Here is a 14,813-nt window from a genome sequence, read left to right as displayed (position 1 = left end):
AAGAGTAGGCGAGTCAAAGGGTACGCTAGCGCTATCCTGAGAAGCCTTAAGAATTGTTGTCGGAATCTTCACACAATGACAACCTACGGTAGGGTAGGTTACGGCACCGTAGGTTGCAAGATGACGGCAGCCGCAACCGCATGACAACCGCTACACCCGGAGGCACCATGGCCAACTCCCCTGGAGAGGCAGACAACCAGCCACGAGATGGTGAAGCCCACCCCACCAGCGAGGCTGCACACAACGCCTCGACAGTTGCAGAGAAAACTGCTGACCAACTTGGCAACGCGCTCACCGCAATAAAACCCAAACTCCGTGGATGGATTCACGCCGGGACATTCCCACTGTCTGTGATCGCCGGAATAATCCTGATTGTTCTCGCGCCCGCTACCGCACCAAAGGTTGCGTGCATCGTTTTTGCGATCTCATCATGGCTCCTTTTTGGAACCTCAGCGGTCTACCACCGCGGAACGTGGAGCCCCCCAGTTTTTGCCGCCTTGCGCCGCTGGGACCACTCCAACATCTTCCTCATTATCGCGGGAACCTACACCCCGCTTGCCGTCACGATGCTCCCCACCCGCACCGCAACAATCCTGCTGGTAACAGTATGGACAGGGGCACTCCTCGGGCTTGCGGCACGCATCATTTGGCTCGGCGCCCCACGATGGGTCTACGTGCCGATCTACATCGCCCTCGGGTGGGTGGCACTGTGGTTCCTCCCCCAATTCTGGACAGCAGGGGGACCCGCGGTCGTCTGGCTCATCGCAGGAGGCGGATTCGCCTACACGGTAGGCGCCGTCATGTACGCCCTCAAACGTCCCAACCCCAGCCCGCTGTGGTTCGGATTCCATGAAATCTTCCACATTTGCACAGTCATTGGGTTCTTCTGCCACTACGCAGCAGTCATGATTGCCATCCTGGCACTGCGTTAAGCCGCACTACTTACCGATGAGTTGAGGTAGCCTCACCGGGGCACCTCAACTCATCGGTCCGTATACGCGATTTTCCAACGACGGATTCGTTTCACGCGCCTGCTGAATCTGATCCCCCGTAATAGTGCGCACCAATAGATCAGGCGTTTTCTCCGCAGTGACACTGGCGGTGCCATCAGGCATCACGATCATTGAGTTGCCACACACTCCGCGGCCGGCTAAGCCCGCCGCCAACACCACGACAGTGTTCTCAATGGCCCGCGCAGCAAGTAACGTGCGCCAATGGTGAAGTTTGCTTGGCCCAGCAACCCACGCCGCAGGGCTGACAATAATGTGCGCGCCCGCATCAACGCGGCTTCGCGTGATCTCAGGGAACCGCAGGTCATAACACGTTTGCAGCCCCACCGTGAACCCACAAACGGTGACGATGCCTTTTTGGGAAGCATCCCCCCGGTCAAGGTGATCAGACTCGCGGTACCCAAAAGCGTCATACAAGTGCACTTTGTCATAGGTGGCGATCACGTCACCAGCTTGCACAGCAACCAGCGTATTTAACGGATGGTCAACTGCAGGGCGAGTAATACCGGCGATAACCGTTAAGCGCGTCCCATGTGTCAGGTCACGCAGCAACGTCACATATGGCCCATCAAGCGGTTGTGCGGCGTCAGGGGGCACACCCCTCGGGTCGTAATAGTGCGCGTACTCCGGGAGGAGTAACAAATCTGCGTCATTCGCGAGCGCACCCGCAATAGCTTCACGTGCTTGGTCTGCCATGACCTGCACATCTGGCACACCATTAATCTGCGCCGCAGCAACGGTCAGTTCTCCTGGCACCTCACGGCTTGTCATGAGAACCGCTGTCGGAAGATCCCTCAGCTGGAGCTGAGGTATCAGTCAATGAGTCCTGTGCTGCTGGAGTGTCAGCAGGCGCGGGAACACCAGCAGTTGTAGAGGCTGAGGTCGCTGGGGCTCGACGCTGCGGCGCGGGGCCATCAAAAAGCGCTGTGACGCGGTTGTCCTGCCCCGTCTCATGGGTTACACGGCGCAAACGCTTGGAAAACCCAAGGAACAAAAACACGGTGGTCACCGCGATAGCAAAGATCGCTAAGAACCCTGGCAAACCAGGGGAAACGTCTGTTTCAACCAGACCTGGACGCAGATCTTCCGGCCCTTGTGTTGTCGATTGAGTTGGCTCAGGGGCAAGAGTTTCGCTCTGCGCTGGGTCGGTGTCAGCAACAACCGCAAAGGGCACGTCACCCTCCCACATCAACACAAGTGTCATGGTGTCTCCTCGGTGCGCTCAACGATGCCCGCGAACAGGTCATCTTCTGGGATGCTCGTTGGCACGTGCGATACGGCCAACTCGTACTCTTCTACGCCCCACACTTCTTTTTCAATCTCCCGGGGAACAGCGAAAAAGAAACCATCTGGGTCAATCTGTGTAGCATGCGACCGCAACGCGGCATCGCGTTGCGGATAATAGTCGGCGCACGCAACGCGAGTAGTCACTTCACGTTCCGGGATCTCCCGCGCCTCCCGCGATTCAACCCACCCACCGTACGGTGATTCCAACCCTGCCTCAAGCATCGCCCGGTGCAAAGTAGAAACCCGATTCATCGAAAAATCGTGGTTGTAATACAACTTCAACGGCTGCCAAGGTTCTCCAGTGCCCTTGTAAGCACCTTCCTGGCCAGCACGGTGAAAGGCCTCCCACGAGACGGTGTGGCACATAATGTGGTCAGGATGCGGGTAACCGCCAGATGGGTCATACGTGGTCATCACGTGTGGTCGAAACTCGCGCACAAGCTCAACAAGGGGGCGCGCTGCTACATCGAGAGGCAACGTTGCGAAGCTTCCTTCCGGGAGTGGAGGGAGCGGGTCGCCCTCAGGAAGACCTGAGTCAACAAAGCCCAACCACCGGTGCTGAACACCCAATGCATCAGCAGCGTGACGCATCTCTACTGTCCGCACAGCCCTCATCTGTTCTGGTTCTAAGATTTCCCGACCATAATGGGGGTTGAGGATGCTGCCTCGTTCACCACCCGTGCAGCTGACAACGAGAACTTCCACTCCTTGCGCAGCGTAACGGGCCGTAGTGGCCGCACCCTTGCTCGATTCATCATCGGGGTGAGCGTGGACGGCCATGAGTCGCAATGGCTGTGGGGTCACCGTTTTCCTCCTGTTAACGTGCGGTGTGGGCAAAGCCGCTCTGAGACGACAATAATCGATGGAACGAGAACTGTGGCGGCAGGATTCCCCTGACCGGCACATCCGCAGCGTCATATTCGTCACGTCCAGAAAGGGAGCCGTGAACACCGAGGAGAACGAGGTCTACGAACTCGACGAGGATGAGCCTGTTATGGCACCCTCAACCCCTGCTGGGCCCTCCGGCTCTTTAACACCGCGAGGTCGCTCTTTTGCGATCATTCTTGGCGTACTAGCGATCGTTGTCGCCATTGCTGTTGCCGCCTGGTACGCCTGGGGTGCGCCAACGATTCGTGGCAAAAATGTGGGGTATTCAGTGAAGAGTTCTGAACTTGTTGAAATCACCTTCGATGTCGCGAAACCGCAAGACATGACCGTGATCTGCACGTTGGACGCGCTCAATACCAACTATGCGCAGGTTGGCACCAAAGAAGTTCGCATTGGTCCAGCCGAGGTATTTGAGCAACGATTCACCACAGAGATTCGCACCACTGAAGAAGCTGTTACTGCCGTTGTGGAATCCTGCTGGGACGCTTCAGGAAATTGACCGCTTGCGCCATTCGAGAATCACACCGCGCAAAGCAGCCATAGCGTCATAGGGCCACTGGTCTTTGTCGCCAGCAATATTGACATACCGCAACACGATGCCGTCTATCGCGGAAACAAGGAGTTCCACCTCGCTTCTTGTAACATCTTGGAAGCCGTGACGGTCCAAACTACGAGTCACAGATTCGACGTACCCGTCATACATATCCCGCGCAAGAGGTCGTAATTCTGTGCTGCGCCGAGCAGCGAGCACCAGTTCATACTCAAAGCACTGTTCAATCCATTGCGCGTCAATCCACTCAAGGAGCGCCTCGCGCTCTAGTGGAGGTTCGGCAAGCAGAACATCAATGGGGTCGTTGCGCAAACTACGTTCAAGGACGTTGTGTACCCCTGCCGCGATAAGCGCCTCCAACGAACCAAAATGATGGCGTACCAGCCCGTGGCTGACGTTAGCTTCAGCAGCAACGCGACGATGCGTAACCTGCCCTATCCCCTCGGCAACAACCACTCTCACCACTGCGTGGATGAGTTCTTCCTGCCCTTTTCCGTACCGTGAAGGCTCGCTGTTCAGAGGCGTCATTCTTCCCTTTCATGGGAGCTCTTCGCGGAAAATCGCGGATTCATGGCGTTACACGATCTTAACAGCGACGATCCGACGCCGACTGTAGAAGCAATCGGCACTCTGGCGTCTGGGACGTCAACAAGCCTGTGCAAAGAGTTTTCCGCACACCGGTGGCAGGTATCTGGACGGCAGTCCGAAGACCTCGTGGCAGTTCAGTAAGTTAATCTCCTGCACGAACGCTCCGACCGTTGCTATACTGGGTCATTCAGTACGTGCCTTTTGCGCACGGCGCCATAAAATGTGATGCCCACGAGCACTGCCTCACACGCATTCGGAACACCGCACGGTGACACCGAGTGAGGCAGCGCACGGGGGCACATTCTTTTATGTCCGCACACTTGACACACCCACCTCATCTGAGGGAACACGGGCGCATCGCGCGCCCACACAACGGAAGGAGCGACCTGTGACCGAGGCACAAGTTACCTGGCTCACCCAGGAGGCATTTGACCGTCTCCAGGCTGAGCTCGAACACCTGAGCGGGCCCGCTCGACAAGAGATCACCGACCGCATTGCGCAGGCTCGCGACGAAGGTGACCTCAAAGAAAACGGTGGCTACCACGCTGCCCGCGAAGAGCAGGGCAAGAACGAAGCCCGCATCCGTGAGCTCTCCGAGAAACTCCGCAACGTTCGTATCGGAACCCCACCTGACGATGGCGTCGTCGAACCTGGCATGATCGTCACCGCTGATGTTGCCGGCGATGAGATGACATTCCTCCTTGGTTCCCGCGAAATCGCTGAAACCACCGATTTGGATGTCTATTCAGAGCAGTCACCACTAGGCTCTGCAATCAACGGACACAAGGTCGGCGACACAACCTCATACTCTGCGCCAAACGGCAACGACATCACGGTTGTCATCAAGGCCGCTAAGCCTTACTCGGGGTAATTAACTCCCCAAGCGTGTGGCTCCTCATCTCTTGCGATGAGGAGCCACACGTCGTTGTTCAGGGTGCAACGTTCGGGCTACTGGCTCAGCCGGTAACCCCGCGAGCGCATAAACTCAAGCAACTGTGCGCAATGGTCCGGGCCCTTAGTTTCTACCTGCATCGTCACTTCAACTTCATCAATGGCTAGGTCAACGCCTGTGCGAACGTGGTCAACGTGCATGATGTTTGCATTTTGCGATGCTAGATCCAGCAGCATGGTGGCAAGCGCACCGGGGCGGTCAATAAGGTTTACTTTGAGCACTAAGAACCGGCCAGCTGCAACAAGACCGTGGCGCACCACACGGAGCATCAAGTTGGGGTCGATGTTTCCCCCAGACAAGATCGCCACAATGGGGCCTTCAAAGGTCTCACGCCCAGTCATCAACGCCGCCACACCCGCCACGCCCGCAGGTTCCACCACAAGTTTTGCCCGTTCGGTAGTGAACAACAAGGCGCGGGAGATGTCTTCCTCGGAAACGTTCACCACCCTTGCGCCAGCTTGTTGAACCACCCCAAAAGGCAACTCGCCAGGAGTCGACACGGCAATTCCATCAGCCATCGTCGAAGCGACCTCAGAGGTCACAGGTTCACCGGCTGCCAGAGATTGGGTCCACGCTGAGGCACGTGACGCTTGCACTCCAATCACCTGAACATGTGGGGCAAGGTGGGCACACGCGGCCGCAACCCCAGCCACCAGCCCGCCACCACCAACAGGCACAATGATGGTGCGCACATCGGGAACTTGTTCAAGAATTTCCAGCGCAACAGTAGCCTGCCCAGTGACAATGTCAGCATTGTCGAACGGGTGAATGAGGACCGCACCGGTACGTTCGGCTTCAACGCGTGCTGCCTGTAAGGCATCATCCACACTTGTTCCCACCAAGCGAACTTCTGCCCCATATTCCCGGGTTGCTGCGACCTTGGGAAGAGCCGCGTCTGAAGGCATGTACACCACGGCGTTAATGCCTAACGCTGCAGCGGCCACAGCCACCCCCTGTGCGTGATTACCGGCAGAGGCAGCAACAACACCAGCGGCTTTCTCAGCGTCGGTGAGCCGCGCCATCCGCACGTAGGCGCCACGTACCTTGAATGAACCGGACCGTTGGAGGTTCTCGCACTTGAGGTACGTGGGCACCCCTGTGTAAACAGACAGAGCACGCGAGGATTCGATCGGGGTTACCCGTGTGACACCTGCGAGCATCACGGCGGCTTCGCGGATGTCTTCTTCGGTGACCGGCCAGTGGGTGGGTGAAACAGTCATACGTCCATTGTCACTGCCCAGCGAGCGTTTCGTGGACAGTGACGTGGGTTATCTCTCGTTGTCAGTGTCAGGTGAGTCGTCTCCTTGAGGTGATTCTGCATCGGGTTGAGGGGTGGATGCGCCCTCACCGGTGGCAGGCATGTCGCCTTGCCGGTACCAGAAACGCCCGCGGAACTTCTCCCAGGTGTCCCCCACAATCGCTCCGTATGGCATGGTGGCTGGCGGTCGTGCCTGCTCTTCATCTGACACATAACGTGTGGCTGATGTCACCATGACAGCTTTCCGCCCTGTGGGACGCATGGGTATTCGATCATCAAATCCCAACTCTGGGAACTTGTCATGGCCATTGAAGTACAGAACCACCGTGTTCACCAAAGCGACCAAAGGCACCGCGAAAATAGCCCCAATGATGCCCGCCATGATGGTTCCCGCGGTCACGGTGAGGAGCACGGCCACTGGGTGTATAGCTACTGCACGGCCCATCAAGAATGGCTGCAGGACGTTGCCTTCAATCTGCTGCACGAGAAGAACGATGCCCAGCATGACCAAGGCCCAGAACCAGCCCTTGACAACAAGTGCCACGAGAACTGCTACGGCGCCTGTCACGATCGCACCAACAAACGGTATGAACGATCCAATAAACACCAGTGCTGCTAGTGGAACCACAAGCGGCAAGCCTATAATTGCCGCCCCCAACCCAATACCAACTGAGTCAATAAATGCCACCAAAATCTGAGTACGCACATACGCAGACAGGGTAACCAACCCACGCCGCCCTGCTTGGTGGGTGCGTTCCCGCAGATGGCGAGGAAGGAGCCCAACGAGCCACGTCCAAATTTTCCGTCCATCGATGAGGAAAAACACAGTGCAGAACAGGGTGATTAGCGCCCCGGCGAGCACATGACCAATAGTGCTGGTAACCGACAACGCCCCAGACAGCAACACTCCAGATTGCGCCTGAGCTGCGTCAAGGAGGTCGTTCCAATACGCATCCAATTGACCAAGCTCAAGGTTTAATGGCGCTTCCTGAGCCCAACTGATGAGCTCGTTCACACCCTCCACCGCACGGTCAGATAGTTCTGTGATTCCTTGAGCGATCTGCCGCCCGGCAACGGTCAACAACCCAGCAATTGCTGCGATGAGGAGCAAAACGGAGGTCGCCGCAGATGCCCCACGTGGAAATCGCGCTTTGGTGTGCAAAAAGCGGTCAAGTGGTTGCAATAGCACGGTGAACAACAGCGCAAGAGCCACAGGTATAACAACAACTTTGAGGAACGTTACTGCTTTGAGCAGCACAAACCCTGCAGCAAGCAAAACGAGGATGCGCCATGACCAAGCAGCACCAGCAACCAGTGCTGGGGAAACGTAAGGTTGGTCATTACGTTGCCGGGAAGAGAAGGTAGAGTTCAACGCCGAACTTGTCACTCGCACAGTCGAGGAGTCGTCATCAGGGGCGGGTGGTTGGGTGGTCATTAAATCCTCTCAGGTTCCCCTGGACTTTCCGCGGGTCAGGGAACAAAACTGCATGCCGTCTAGTTGGCACTGTAAGCAATGTTGTCATGTCTAGCACTTCGGGCACGTCATTCTTCAGGAGGAAATCATGTTCGCTGGGTTGTTCGGATCGTCACTAAAAACGACCATGGTCACTCCCGATCGGGCGCTGCCTGGACGCGAGAAGCGACCTTTCACTCTCCCGGAACGTCACGCTGTCCTTGACGCGCCACTCGAGGGACCCTTTCCTGACGGCGCTCAGGTCATCTACCTCGGTTTAGGGTGCTTCTGGGGCGCGGAGAAGGAATTTTGGCAACTCCCTGGTGTTATTTCGACATCAGTGGGCTACCAGGGCGGCTACACCCCCCACCCCACATACGATGAGGTGTGCACCGGGATGACTGGACACACGGAGATCGTTCGAGTAGTTTACGACCCACAGGTCGTCTCTGACCGCGATGTGCTGCGCGCATTCTGGGAATCTCACGACCCAACACAAGGGTTCCGGCAAGGTAATGATGTTGGCACCCAGTATCGCTCAGCGATTTACTACACGTCAGCACAACAAGAAGAGTTGGCGCGCGAAACGCACGAGTCCTTCCAACAGTCACTGCAAGAGCGTGGCTTTGGCACTATCACTACGCAGATCGCATCAGCTGAGTCGCGCGAGGATGGTGGGGTTGGTGAGTTCTACTTCGCGGAGGAAAACCACCAGCAGTACCTACACAAGAATCCCGGTGGTTACTGCCCTGTGCATTCCACAGGGGTGGCTTGTGCCTAACATGGCACGCGGCACGGCCGGTGTCGGCGCTGAGATTGATTGCGCCTACACCAGCCGTTAGCAGTCAGCGTCGTTTAGGTTTACGAGATTGGTTACCCGATGTTGATCCCTTTTTTGCTGTAGACATTTTCCGAGCGCCGCCCTTCCCTTTCCCCTGATTTGCAGCGCCACCAGTGGCGCGACGTGGCGTTTTCCGTGTGTCGGTGCCCTTAGACACTTTGCCTTTTTGGGGGTTTTCAGGCTCGGTATCGCCGAGGCCTCGCGAGGATTTCGCGGTACGCCCCCGCACGATGCCAGCAAACTCTTGCAGGATTTCGTCGTCGCTGTCTTGGCGCCACACCAAACCCACCGGGCTGAGTGGGGCATCGTCCACAGGGCAAAATTCCAGGTCTTTACGCGCATGGAGGCGTGCAACTGACTGTGGGAGCACCACAATTCCGACGCCTGCCGCAACGAGTTGCACCGCGAGGTCGGTGGTTTCAGGTTGTTCAGCAGGGGCGTTCCCTGGGGCACCGTTTCGCCAGGGAATCATGTCTTCACGCGGCTGCAACACAGTTTCTTCTGCCAAGTCAGACAGAAGTAGTTGATCGGCAGCAGCAAAATGGTGGTCGCGAGGAAAGAGGGCAACCGAGACTTCGTCGTAGAGAGAAATCATGTAGAAGATGTCTGGTGGCACAGGTAAACGCACAATTCCCATATCCACTTCACCGTGTGCAACAGTGCGCCCACGGTCGTGTGGGGGCAGACGCGTCAGGGTGACAGGTAGCTTTGGGTGACGCTGCGCAAAGCGGCTTACCCACTTCGCGGGGGTGGCACCGGGGACGTACCCGATCCGCAGTTCGCGGCGTGAAGAGTCACGATGTGATGAAGGCTGGGTTGATTCCACGGTCCAAGGCTACCGGCATTCGATAGTCTTGGACGTATGACGTCACGCAAGAGCTCGCAGTTGATGAAACCAGCGACTGTCGCTAAGAAACTTGAAATCTATCTCCCTGCGACCCCCACGGAATTCCAGGAGTCCTCGATCACGCGGGATGAGTTTGCTGAACTGCAAACGAACCCTCCTCAGTGGCTCCAGGATCTTCGCCGCCATGGGCCACACCCTCGGTCCATTGTTGCGAAGCGTTTGGGTATTTCCATCTCGGGCTTGAACCGCAATGGATACGCTGATCCTTTGACGACAGATGAGATCAACGCAATCCGTGAGGAAGAGCCCAAGTGGCTTGTCGTGGAGCGTCAAATTTTCCTTGAGGTCAGAGCTGAAGAGGAACGCATCGAGAAGGAACGTGCGGTGAAAGAGGCTCGCGAAGCGCGCCGTAGTTCGAACCGCCACTGACAACTCACTTCGCCACGGTGGCGATATGACGAAGGCTGGTTGCCGCACAGATGTGCGGCAACCAGCCTTCGTGCATCACTGGTGATTACTTGATAGCGACGAGGTCGACAACAAACACGAGTGTGGCACCGCCTGCGATACCTGCTTGAGGTACGCCGCGTTGACCGTAGCCGAGCTCTGGTGGGATCGACAGCAGAACGCGTGAGCCGAGGCGTTGACCAACAAGCCCTTGGTCCCATCCGCCGATGACAGCGCCAACACCGATGGGGAAGTCGATTGTGGCTCCACGATCGTAGGAGTTGTCAAAGACCTCTCCACCCCATGATTGGCCCAGGTAGTGCACAACAATGTTGTCGCCTGCTGAAACGACTGCGCCGTCGCCTTCAACAAGCACCTCGACCGTCAGGCCTTCTGGTGCCTGTGGTGCGGGGAACGTGATGGTTGGTTTATCTCCGAATCCACCAGTTGCGGTGGGCATGGTGTTCGACATGCGTCGTAACCTCCAGTTGAAGTCAATGTACTCCTCCACGCTAACACCGCTGCCTGCGTAGGCGCTGGTTTCACGGGCGGGGTGGCGCCTGAAAGTGGTGTCGTTCGCTGAGGGCATGACGCACGAAGGGCCCCGGCTGGTGTGCCGGGGCCCTTCGTTGCTGATGGTACTGCTGGGGTATTAGTCGCCGCGCAGGATGGCGATGAGGCGAAGCAGTTCGAGGTAGAGCCACACCAGGGTCACGAGGATCCCGAAGGCTGCAGCCCAGGCGTACTTTGCGGGAACGCCATTACGGACACCTACTGCAACGGAGTCGAAGTCAACAATAAGCGACATTGCTGCAAGACCTACGGCAACTAGACCAATGATGATGCCCATCGTGCCGCCGCGCATGCCCCAACCGTCAAGAACGCCGGTCCACACAAGGACCACGTTGATGATGGAGAACAGCAGGTAGCCGAGCATACCGACCAGCAAGATACGTGTGAACTTCGGGGTGACCCGGACCTTACCGGACTTGTATGCCATAAGCGTCACGGCAAAGACGGACACGGTTCCCAAAACAGCTTGGAGGACGATGCCGTCGAATTGCGCTTCGTAGAACTTGGAAAGACCACCAAGGAATACACCCTGAGCAATCGCATACAGCGAAATGAGGATGGGGCTTGGCTGCTTTTTGAAGGCGTTGACCAGACCAAGGACGAGACCAACAATTGCACCGACGAAGAACAGTTGCGGTGCGACAATCCACGTGGCCACACCGGCAACCACGAGGAGGCCAAGCAGACCAGCTGTTTTCATGATGACATCGTCGTATGTCATCCGCCGGGTGTCAGCAGTTGTTGCTGCTGGCGAGTTGTACATGTTTTCCAGGCTTGCTGCGTCTGTCGCACCGTATTGTGCTGACGTTGTCGCTGCGAACCGGGGATCCATTTGCGAGTTAGTTTTCTGCACGTCGCGATTGGCTTTCTCACCAAACACGGCAGAGTTACTGAAGTACGGGTTGGACACTATGCCTCCTTGTGGCGGTAGTCAGTTCAGAAAGCTGGCGGGCACCGCCTTGTTCTTACTGTCCTCAACGCTATTGTCCCCTAAAGAGTTCCCGGTGTCATGGTCAAGACCACAGGAAAGCACAACGCAGGTGTGGGGCGGCGCTTTGTAGCGTCGCCCCACACCTGCGTTTGGTCATCCGTGGTGTGGCACTGCGGGACTAGTGGATACCTTCGCCGATTTCTTCTACCACTTTGTCGTTGAAGGCTGGCAAGTCATCTGGTGTACGGCTGGAGACCAGCCCTTTATCAGTGACCACTTCTTCATCGACCCAGGTGGCACCGGCATTGATGAGATCTGTTTTCAGGGAGGGGTATGAGGTGACGGTTCGCCCTCGCAGGACATCAGCGTCAGCCATGATCCATGCTCCGTGGCAGATCACCCCGACGGGCTTACCTGCAGAAACGATGTCTCGCACCAACGCTACGGCAGCTTCGTCTGTTCGGATGGTGTCAGAGTTCACGACGCCACCTGGCAGAACCAGCGCATCAAAATCTGCCCCTGATACAGCGTCTGTGGTGATGTCCACTGTGGCTTGGTGACCATTTTTACCGGTGATCGTTCCGGTCTTCGTTGAGACAAGGAGTGCCTGGGCGCCATGCCCGGTAACTGCCTCCCACGGACTGGTCAGTTCGCTGTCCTCGAATCCGTTAGTTGCGAGGAAAACTACTTTCTTGCCTGTGAGGTGTGACATTGCGTGCTCCTTCTCAGATGAGGGTTCGCGATGGCCCTGTCAGGGTGTGACGAGGCCACTTCCACCATAAACACACTTCGTTGGAGGTCGCATGGCGAAGTGGACGGGCCCCTCTCCCCCTACCACCGGCGCGACAGCACCCACTCTTTTTGAGAAGATCTATACTCGACCTCAAAAACGTTGCTTAATCGTTATGCAGAAAGTCTCGACAGATCACTGTCGACCGAACTCAGGAAAGCGAGTTCTTCCAGTGGCCGACGACACCCACCCGCCGCACCATCTCCACGGGACCACCCGCACCACCGCGAACCCCGTCACCGAACGCCCCGCATCGGGCCCGCACTCAACGCGACCACCACTACGCAAGGACATCCAAGCGCTACGGGCATTCGCTGTAGTTGCCGTGGTGGTTTATCACGTGTGGCCATGGCTAACACCCGGCGGATTTGTCGGCGTTGACGTATTCTTCGTGATCTCGGGTTTCCTCATCACAGGGCACATTGCAAAGGAACTCCACAGCCGTGGACGCCTGTCATTTGGCCGTTTTTATGCCAAACGCGCTAAGCGCATTTTGCCACCCGCCTACCTCACCATTGCACTCGGCACAATTGCAGCGCTCATCGCACTACCGTCTAACCGGTGGAGCGAAACAGCCCGTGAGGGAATTGCCTCCATCATCTACCTGCAAAACGTGAACCTTGCAGACAGCTCCATGGACTACCTGGCGCAAGACTCTGCTGACACCATGTTTATGCACTTTTGGTCACTGTCTGTTGAAGAACAGTTTTATCTGATCGTGCCCGTACTCATGCTGGTGGGGTACTTGGCAGCCCGAAAGTTTGGCTTCGATCCACAGCGCGTCCTGCTTGTCTCGCTTGGAGTTGTTGTTGGAGCATCGTTTGTTATTTCTGTGCTCCGCGTCCACGAGGGTGACCCCGCTGCATACTTCGTGTTGACAACACGATTGTGGGAGCTGGGAGTAGGTTCCCTTCTTGCTATTGCCACAACCAAGTCAACAAAAGACTCTGCCCACTCCATGTCACCTGCCCTGGCATCGTCACCTGCACGGGGTGTACTGGCAGCCTCATGGTCGCGTTTCTTGCCTGCACTGCGCGTTACAGCCTGGTACGGCGGATGGGGAGCACTCCTTGGTTCGCTTCTACTTATCGATGGCACAACGCCGTTTCCTGGGCATGGCGCCGTGGCCCCGGTACTTGCTACGGCGGCAATCATATGGGCACATGAGCCTCGACACACCGGATGGTTGTGGCGTGTTGTCGCCCACCGTGCCACCCAGTATGTAGGGAATGTGTCGTACTCGATGTACTTGGTGCACTGGCCTCTTGTGGTGCTAGCTCCGTTTGTTTTTGCTTGGGCTGGCCCTGGGTCGGGGTTCCTTATTGTGGGGATAACGCTTGCTTTAGCTGGTGCGATGTACCAGTGGGTTGAAAAGCCACTGGCCGCCATACCTATGACTCCAACCAATACAGCCCGCACACTGTGGGTCGCACTTGCTGCGAGCGCCATGGTGGCTGCGTTGGCGGTGACTCCTGGCGTGTTGTCTGCGCGGGCGCAGGAGCAGGCTGCTGAGGTTGAGGCGCAGATTGTTGGCCGCGAGTTGGACACTGTGGGTGGTGCAGCGATATCTCGGTCGCGGTATTCGGCATTTGCGGTGGAACCTGAGGTGATTGTTCCTAGTGTGGATCAGGCACGTGAGTCGTTGCCTTCTGGGGCTCAGGATGGTGAATGTAAGTCAGCGATGGGTGATCCGTTCACCCCTGAGTGCGTGTATGGCACTGAAAATGCTGATGACGCCGATGCTGTGATTGCGTTGGTGGGAGATTCGCATGCGGAGCATTATTTGCCGGCTTTTGAGGAGCTCGCTCAGGAACACAACTTGCAGATTCGCACGTACTTCCATAGTTCGTGTCCGTTGAGTCTGGCTCAGCGGGTCAGTGATGCTGACCGTGGTGGGCCGTGTTTGACAGCCAACGAGGAAACCCTGACAACGTTGGAAGAGTCTGGGGATATTGATCTTATTGTGACGTCTGCGCGTACCGATGTGCCGTGGGTTGAGGAGGGGTCTGTCACTCCTGCTGAAGGTTTTGCCCAGGTGTGGGCTCGTTTGGAGCCGGTGGCCCCGGTGCTTGTCTTTAAAGACAATCCTTCGATGCTTCCTCAGGATCAAACCACTGATTGTGTGGCGTTGAATGCGGATGATCCTGGTGTGTGTGGGCGTAGCGTGGATGAGGCTATGCCGGTGGATCATCAGCTTGATGGGGTTGAGTTGGCTCACGAGCAGGGCACCGATGTCACGTTGGTTGATACGCAGGGTTGGTTTTGTACGGATACTCAGTGCCCTGCTGTGGTGGGGAATGTGTTGGTGTATCGGGATGAAAACCATGTGACGGCTACGTATGCCGCGACGTTGGCTGACCGAGTGTGGGAGGCGATTTCTCCTGGTCTGCGGTGACCT

16 protein-coding genes are annotated in these 14,813 nt (G+C 57.0%); 6 read left to right on the top strand and 10 right to left on the bottom strand.

The window, feature by feature from the left end:
- Window positions 1-167 precede the first annotated feature (167 nt).
- Window positions 168-932 carry a PAQR family membrane homeostasis protein TrhA gene (trhA, locus tag G538_RS15080; protein WP_084618077.1) on the top strand — a complete coding sequence of 255 codons (765 nt, stop codon included), beginning with the start codon at window positions 168-170 and terminating at the stop codon, window positions 930-932.
- Window positions 933-977: 45 nt separating this feature from the next.
- Here the strand turns inward: trhA and G538_RS0104445 are convergent, their stop codons facing one another.
- From G538_RS0104445 to mca, 3 genes are read right to left on the bottom strand one after another with little or no spacing between them, the layout of a single operon-like run.
- Entirely contained in the window at window positions 978-1,781 is an 804-nt protein-coding gene (locus tag G538_RS0104445; RefSeq protein WP_029068368.1) for a carbon-nitrogen hydrolase family protein, read from the bottom strand.
- Entirely contained in the window at window positions 1,768-2,214 is a 447-nt protein-coding gene (locus tag G538_RS15075; protein ID WP_035833219.1) for a hypothetical protein, read from the bottom strand. Before G538_RS15075 ends, G538_RS0104445 begins: the two co-directional genes overlap by 14 nt.
- Window positions 2,211-3,101 (bottom strand): mycothiol conjugate amidase Mca, encoded by an 891-nt coding sequence (gene mca, locus G538_RS0104435; protein ID WP_029068367.1) that lies wholly within the window; start codon window positions 3,099-3,101, stop codon window positions 2,211-2,213. Before mca ends, G538_RS15075 begins: the two co-directional genes overlap by 4 nt.
- 139 nt (window positions 3,102-3,240) lie before the next feature.
- Between mca and G538_RS15070 the strand changes: the two genes are divergently transcribed.
- Window positions 3,241-3,684: a DUF4307 domain-containing protein gene (locus tag G538_RS15070; protein WP_169514090.1), complete on the top strand. Its 444-nt coding sequence runs from the start codon at window positions 3,241-3,243 to the stop codon at window positions 3,682-3,684.
- On the opposite strand, the gene G538_RS15065 is transcribed toward G538_RS15070, so the two are convergent.
- Entirely contained in the window at window positions 3,673-4,263 is a 591-nt protein-coding gene (locus tag G538_RS15065; RefSeq protein ID WP_051196569.1) for a TetR/AcrR family transcriptional regulator, read from the bottom strand. The genes G538_RS15070 and G538_RS15065 overlap by 12 nt on opposite strands.
- Before the next feature lie 448 nt (window positions 4,264-4,711).
- Here G538_RS15065 and greA point away from each other — a divergent pair, with 448 nt between their 5' ends.
- The gene (greA, locus tag G538_RS0104420) at window positions 4,712-5,194 is read left to right on the top strand and encodes a transcription elongation factor GreA (RefSeq protein WP_029068366.1); all 483 of its coding nucleotides are present in this window, start codon (window positions 4,712-4,714) and stop codon (window positions 5,192-5,194) included.
- 77 nt (window positions 5,195-5,271) lie between these two features.
- Here greA and ilvA read toward each other — a convergent pair whose 3' ends face one another.
- Together ilvA and G538_RS15060 are read right to left on the bottom strand one after the other, a co-directional pair.
- Complete coding sequence (ilvA, locus tag G538_RS0104415) at window positions 5,272-6,495, bottom strand: threonine ammonia-lyase (protein WP_029068365.1); 1,224 nt, start codon at window positions 6,493-6,495, stop codon at window positions 5,272-5,274.
- Between the two features lie 48 nt (window positions 6,496-6,543).
- The gene (locus G538_RS15060; RefSeq protein WP_084618075.1) at window positions 6,544-7,968 is read right to left on the bottom strand and encodes an AI-2E family transporter; all 1,425 of its coding nucleotides are present in this window, start codon (window positions 7,966-7,968) and stop codon (window positions 6,544-6,546) included.
- A 127-nt stretch (window positions 7,969-8,095) separates the two neighbouring features.
- Between G538_RS15060 and msrA the strand changes: the two genes are divergently transcribed.
- A complete protein-coding gene (gene msrA / locus G538_RS0104405) occupies window positions 8,096-8,767 on the top strand; it encodes a peptide-methionine (S)-S-oxide reductase MsrA (RefSeq protein WP_029068364.1) in 672 nt (223 codons plus the stop codon).
- A gap of 64 nt (window positions 8,768-8,831) precedes the next feature.
- On the opposite strand, the gene G538_RS15055 is transcribed toward msrA, so the two are convergent.
- Entirely contained in the window at window positions 8,832-9,653 is an 822-nt protein-coding gene (locus G538_RS15055) for a LysR family transcriptional regulator substrate-binding protein (protein WP_051196568.1), read from the bottom strand.
- A 36-nt stretch (window positions 9,654-9,689) separates the two neighbouring features.
- On the opposite strand from G538_RS15055, the gene G538_RS0104395 reads away from it, so the two are divergent.
- Window positions 9,690-10,103 carry a DUF5997 family protein gene (locus G538_RS0104395; RefSeq protein ID WP_029068363.1) on the top strand — a complete coding sequence of 138 codons (414 nt, stop codon included), beginning with the start codon at window positions 9,690-9,692 and terminating at the stop codon, window positions 10,101-10,103.
- 85 nt (window positions 10,104-10,188) lie between these two features.
- On the opposite strand, the gene G538_RS0104390 is transcribed toward G538_RS0104395, so the two are convergent.
- The 3 genes from G538_RS0104390 to G538_RS0104380 form a co-directional block, all read right to left on the bottom strand.
- A complete protein-coding gene (locus G538_RS0104390; RefSeq protein ID WP_029068362.1) occupies window positions 10,189-10,593 on the bottom strand; it encodes an FKBP-type peptidyl-prolyl cis-trans isomerase in 405 nt (134 codons plus the stop codon).
- Window positions 10,594-10,773: 180 nt separating this feature from the next.
- Entirely contained in the window at window positions 10,774-11,604 is an 831-nt protein-coding gene (locus G538_RS0104385; RefSeq protein WP_029068361.1) for a Bax inhibitor-1/YccA family protein, read from the bottom strand.
- Window positions 11,605-11,803: 199 nt separating this feature from the next.
- Window positions 11,804-12,337 carry a type 1 glutamine amidotransferase domain-containing protein gene (locus tag G538_RS0104380; RefSeq protein ID WP_029068360.1) on the bottom strand — a complete coding sequence of 178 codons (534 nt, stop codon included), beginning with the start codon at window positions 12,335-12,337 and terminating at the stop codon, window positions 11,804-11,806.
- Window positions 12,338-12,587: 250 nt separating this feature from the next.
- On the opposite strand from G538_RS0104380, the gene G538_RS0104375 reads away from it, so the two are divergent.
- Entirely contained in the window at window positions 12,588-14,810 is a 2,223-nt protein-coding gene (locus G538_RS0104375) for an acyltransferase family protein (RefSeq protein WP_029068359.1), read from the top strand.
- Window positions 14,811-14,813 lie beyond the last annotated feature (3 nt).

Origin of the sequence: Jonesia quinghaiensis DSM 15701 (genome assembly GCF_000423205.1) — a bacterium.
In the GTDB taxonomy this organism is placed as follows: Bacteria; Actinomycetota; Actinomycetes; order Actinomycetales; family Cellulomonadaceae; genus Jonesia; species Jonesia quinghaiensis.
The sequence above is the reverse complement of the archived record's forward strand: the minus strand, read 5'-3'. Positions and strand labels throughout refer to the sequence as shown.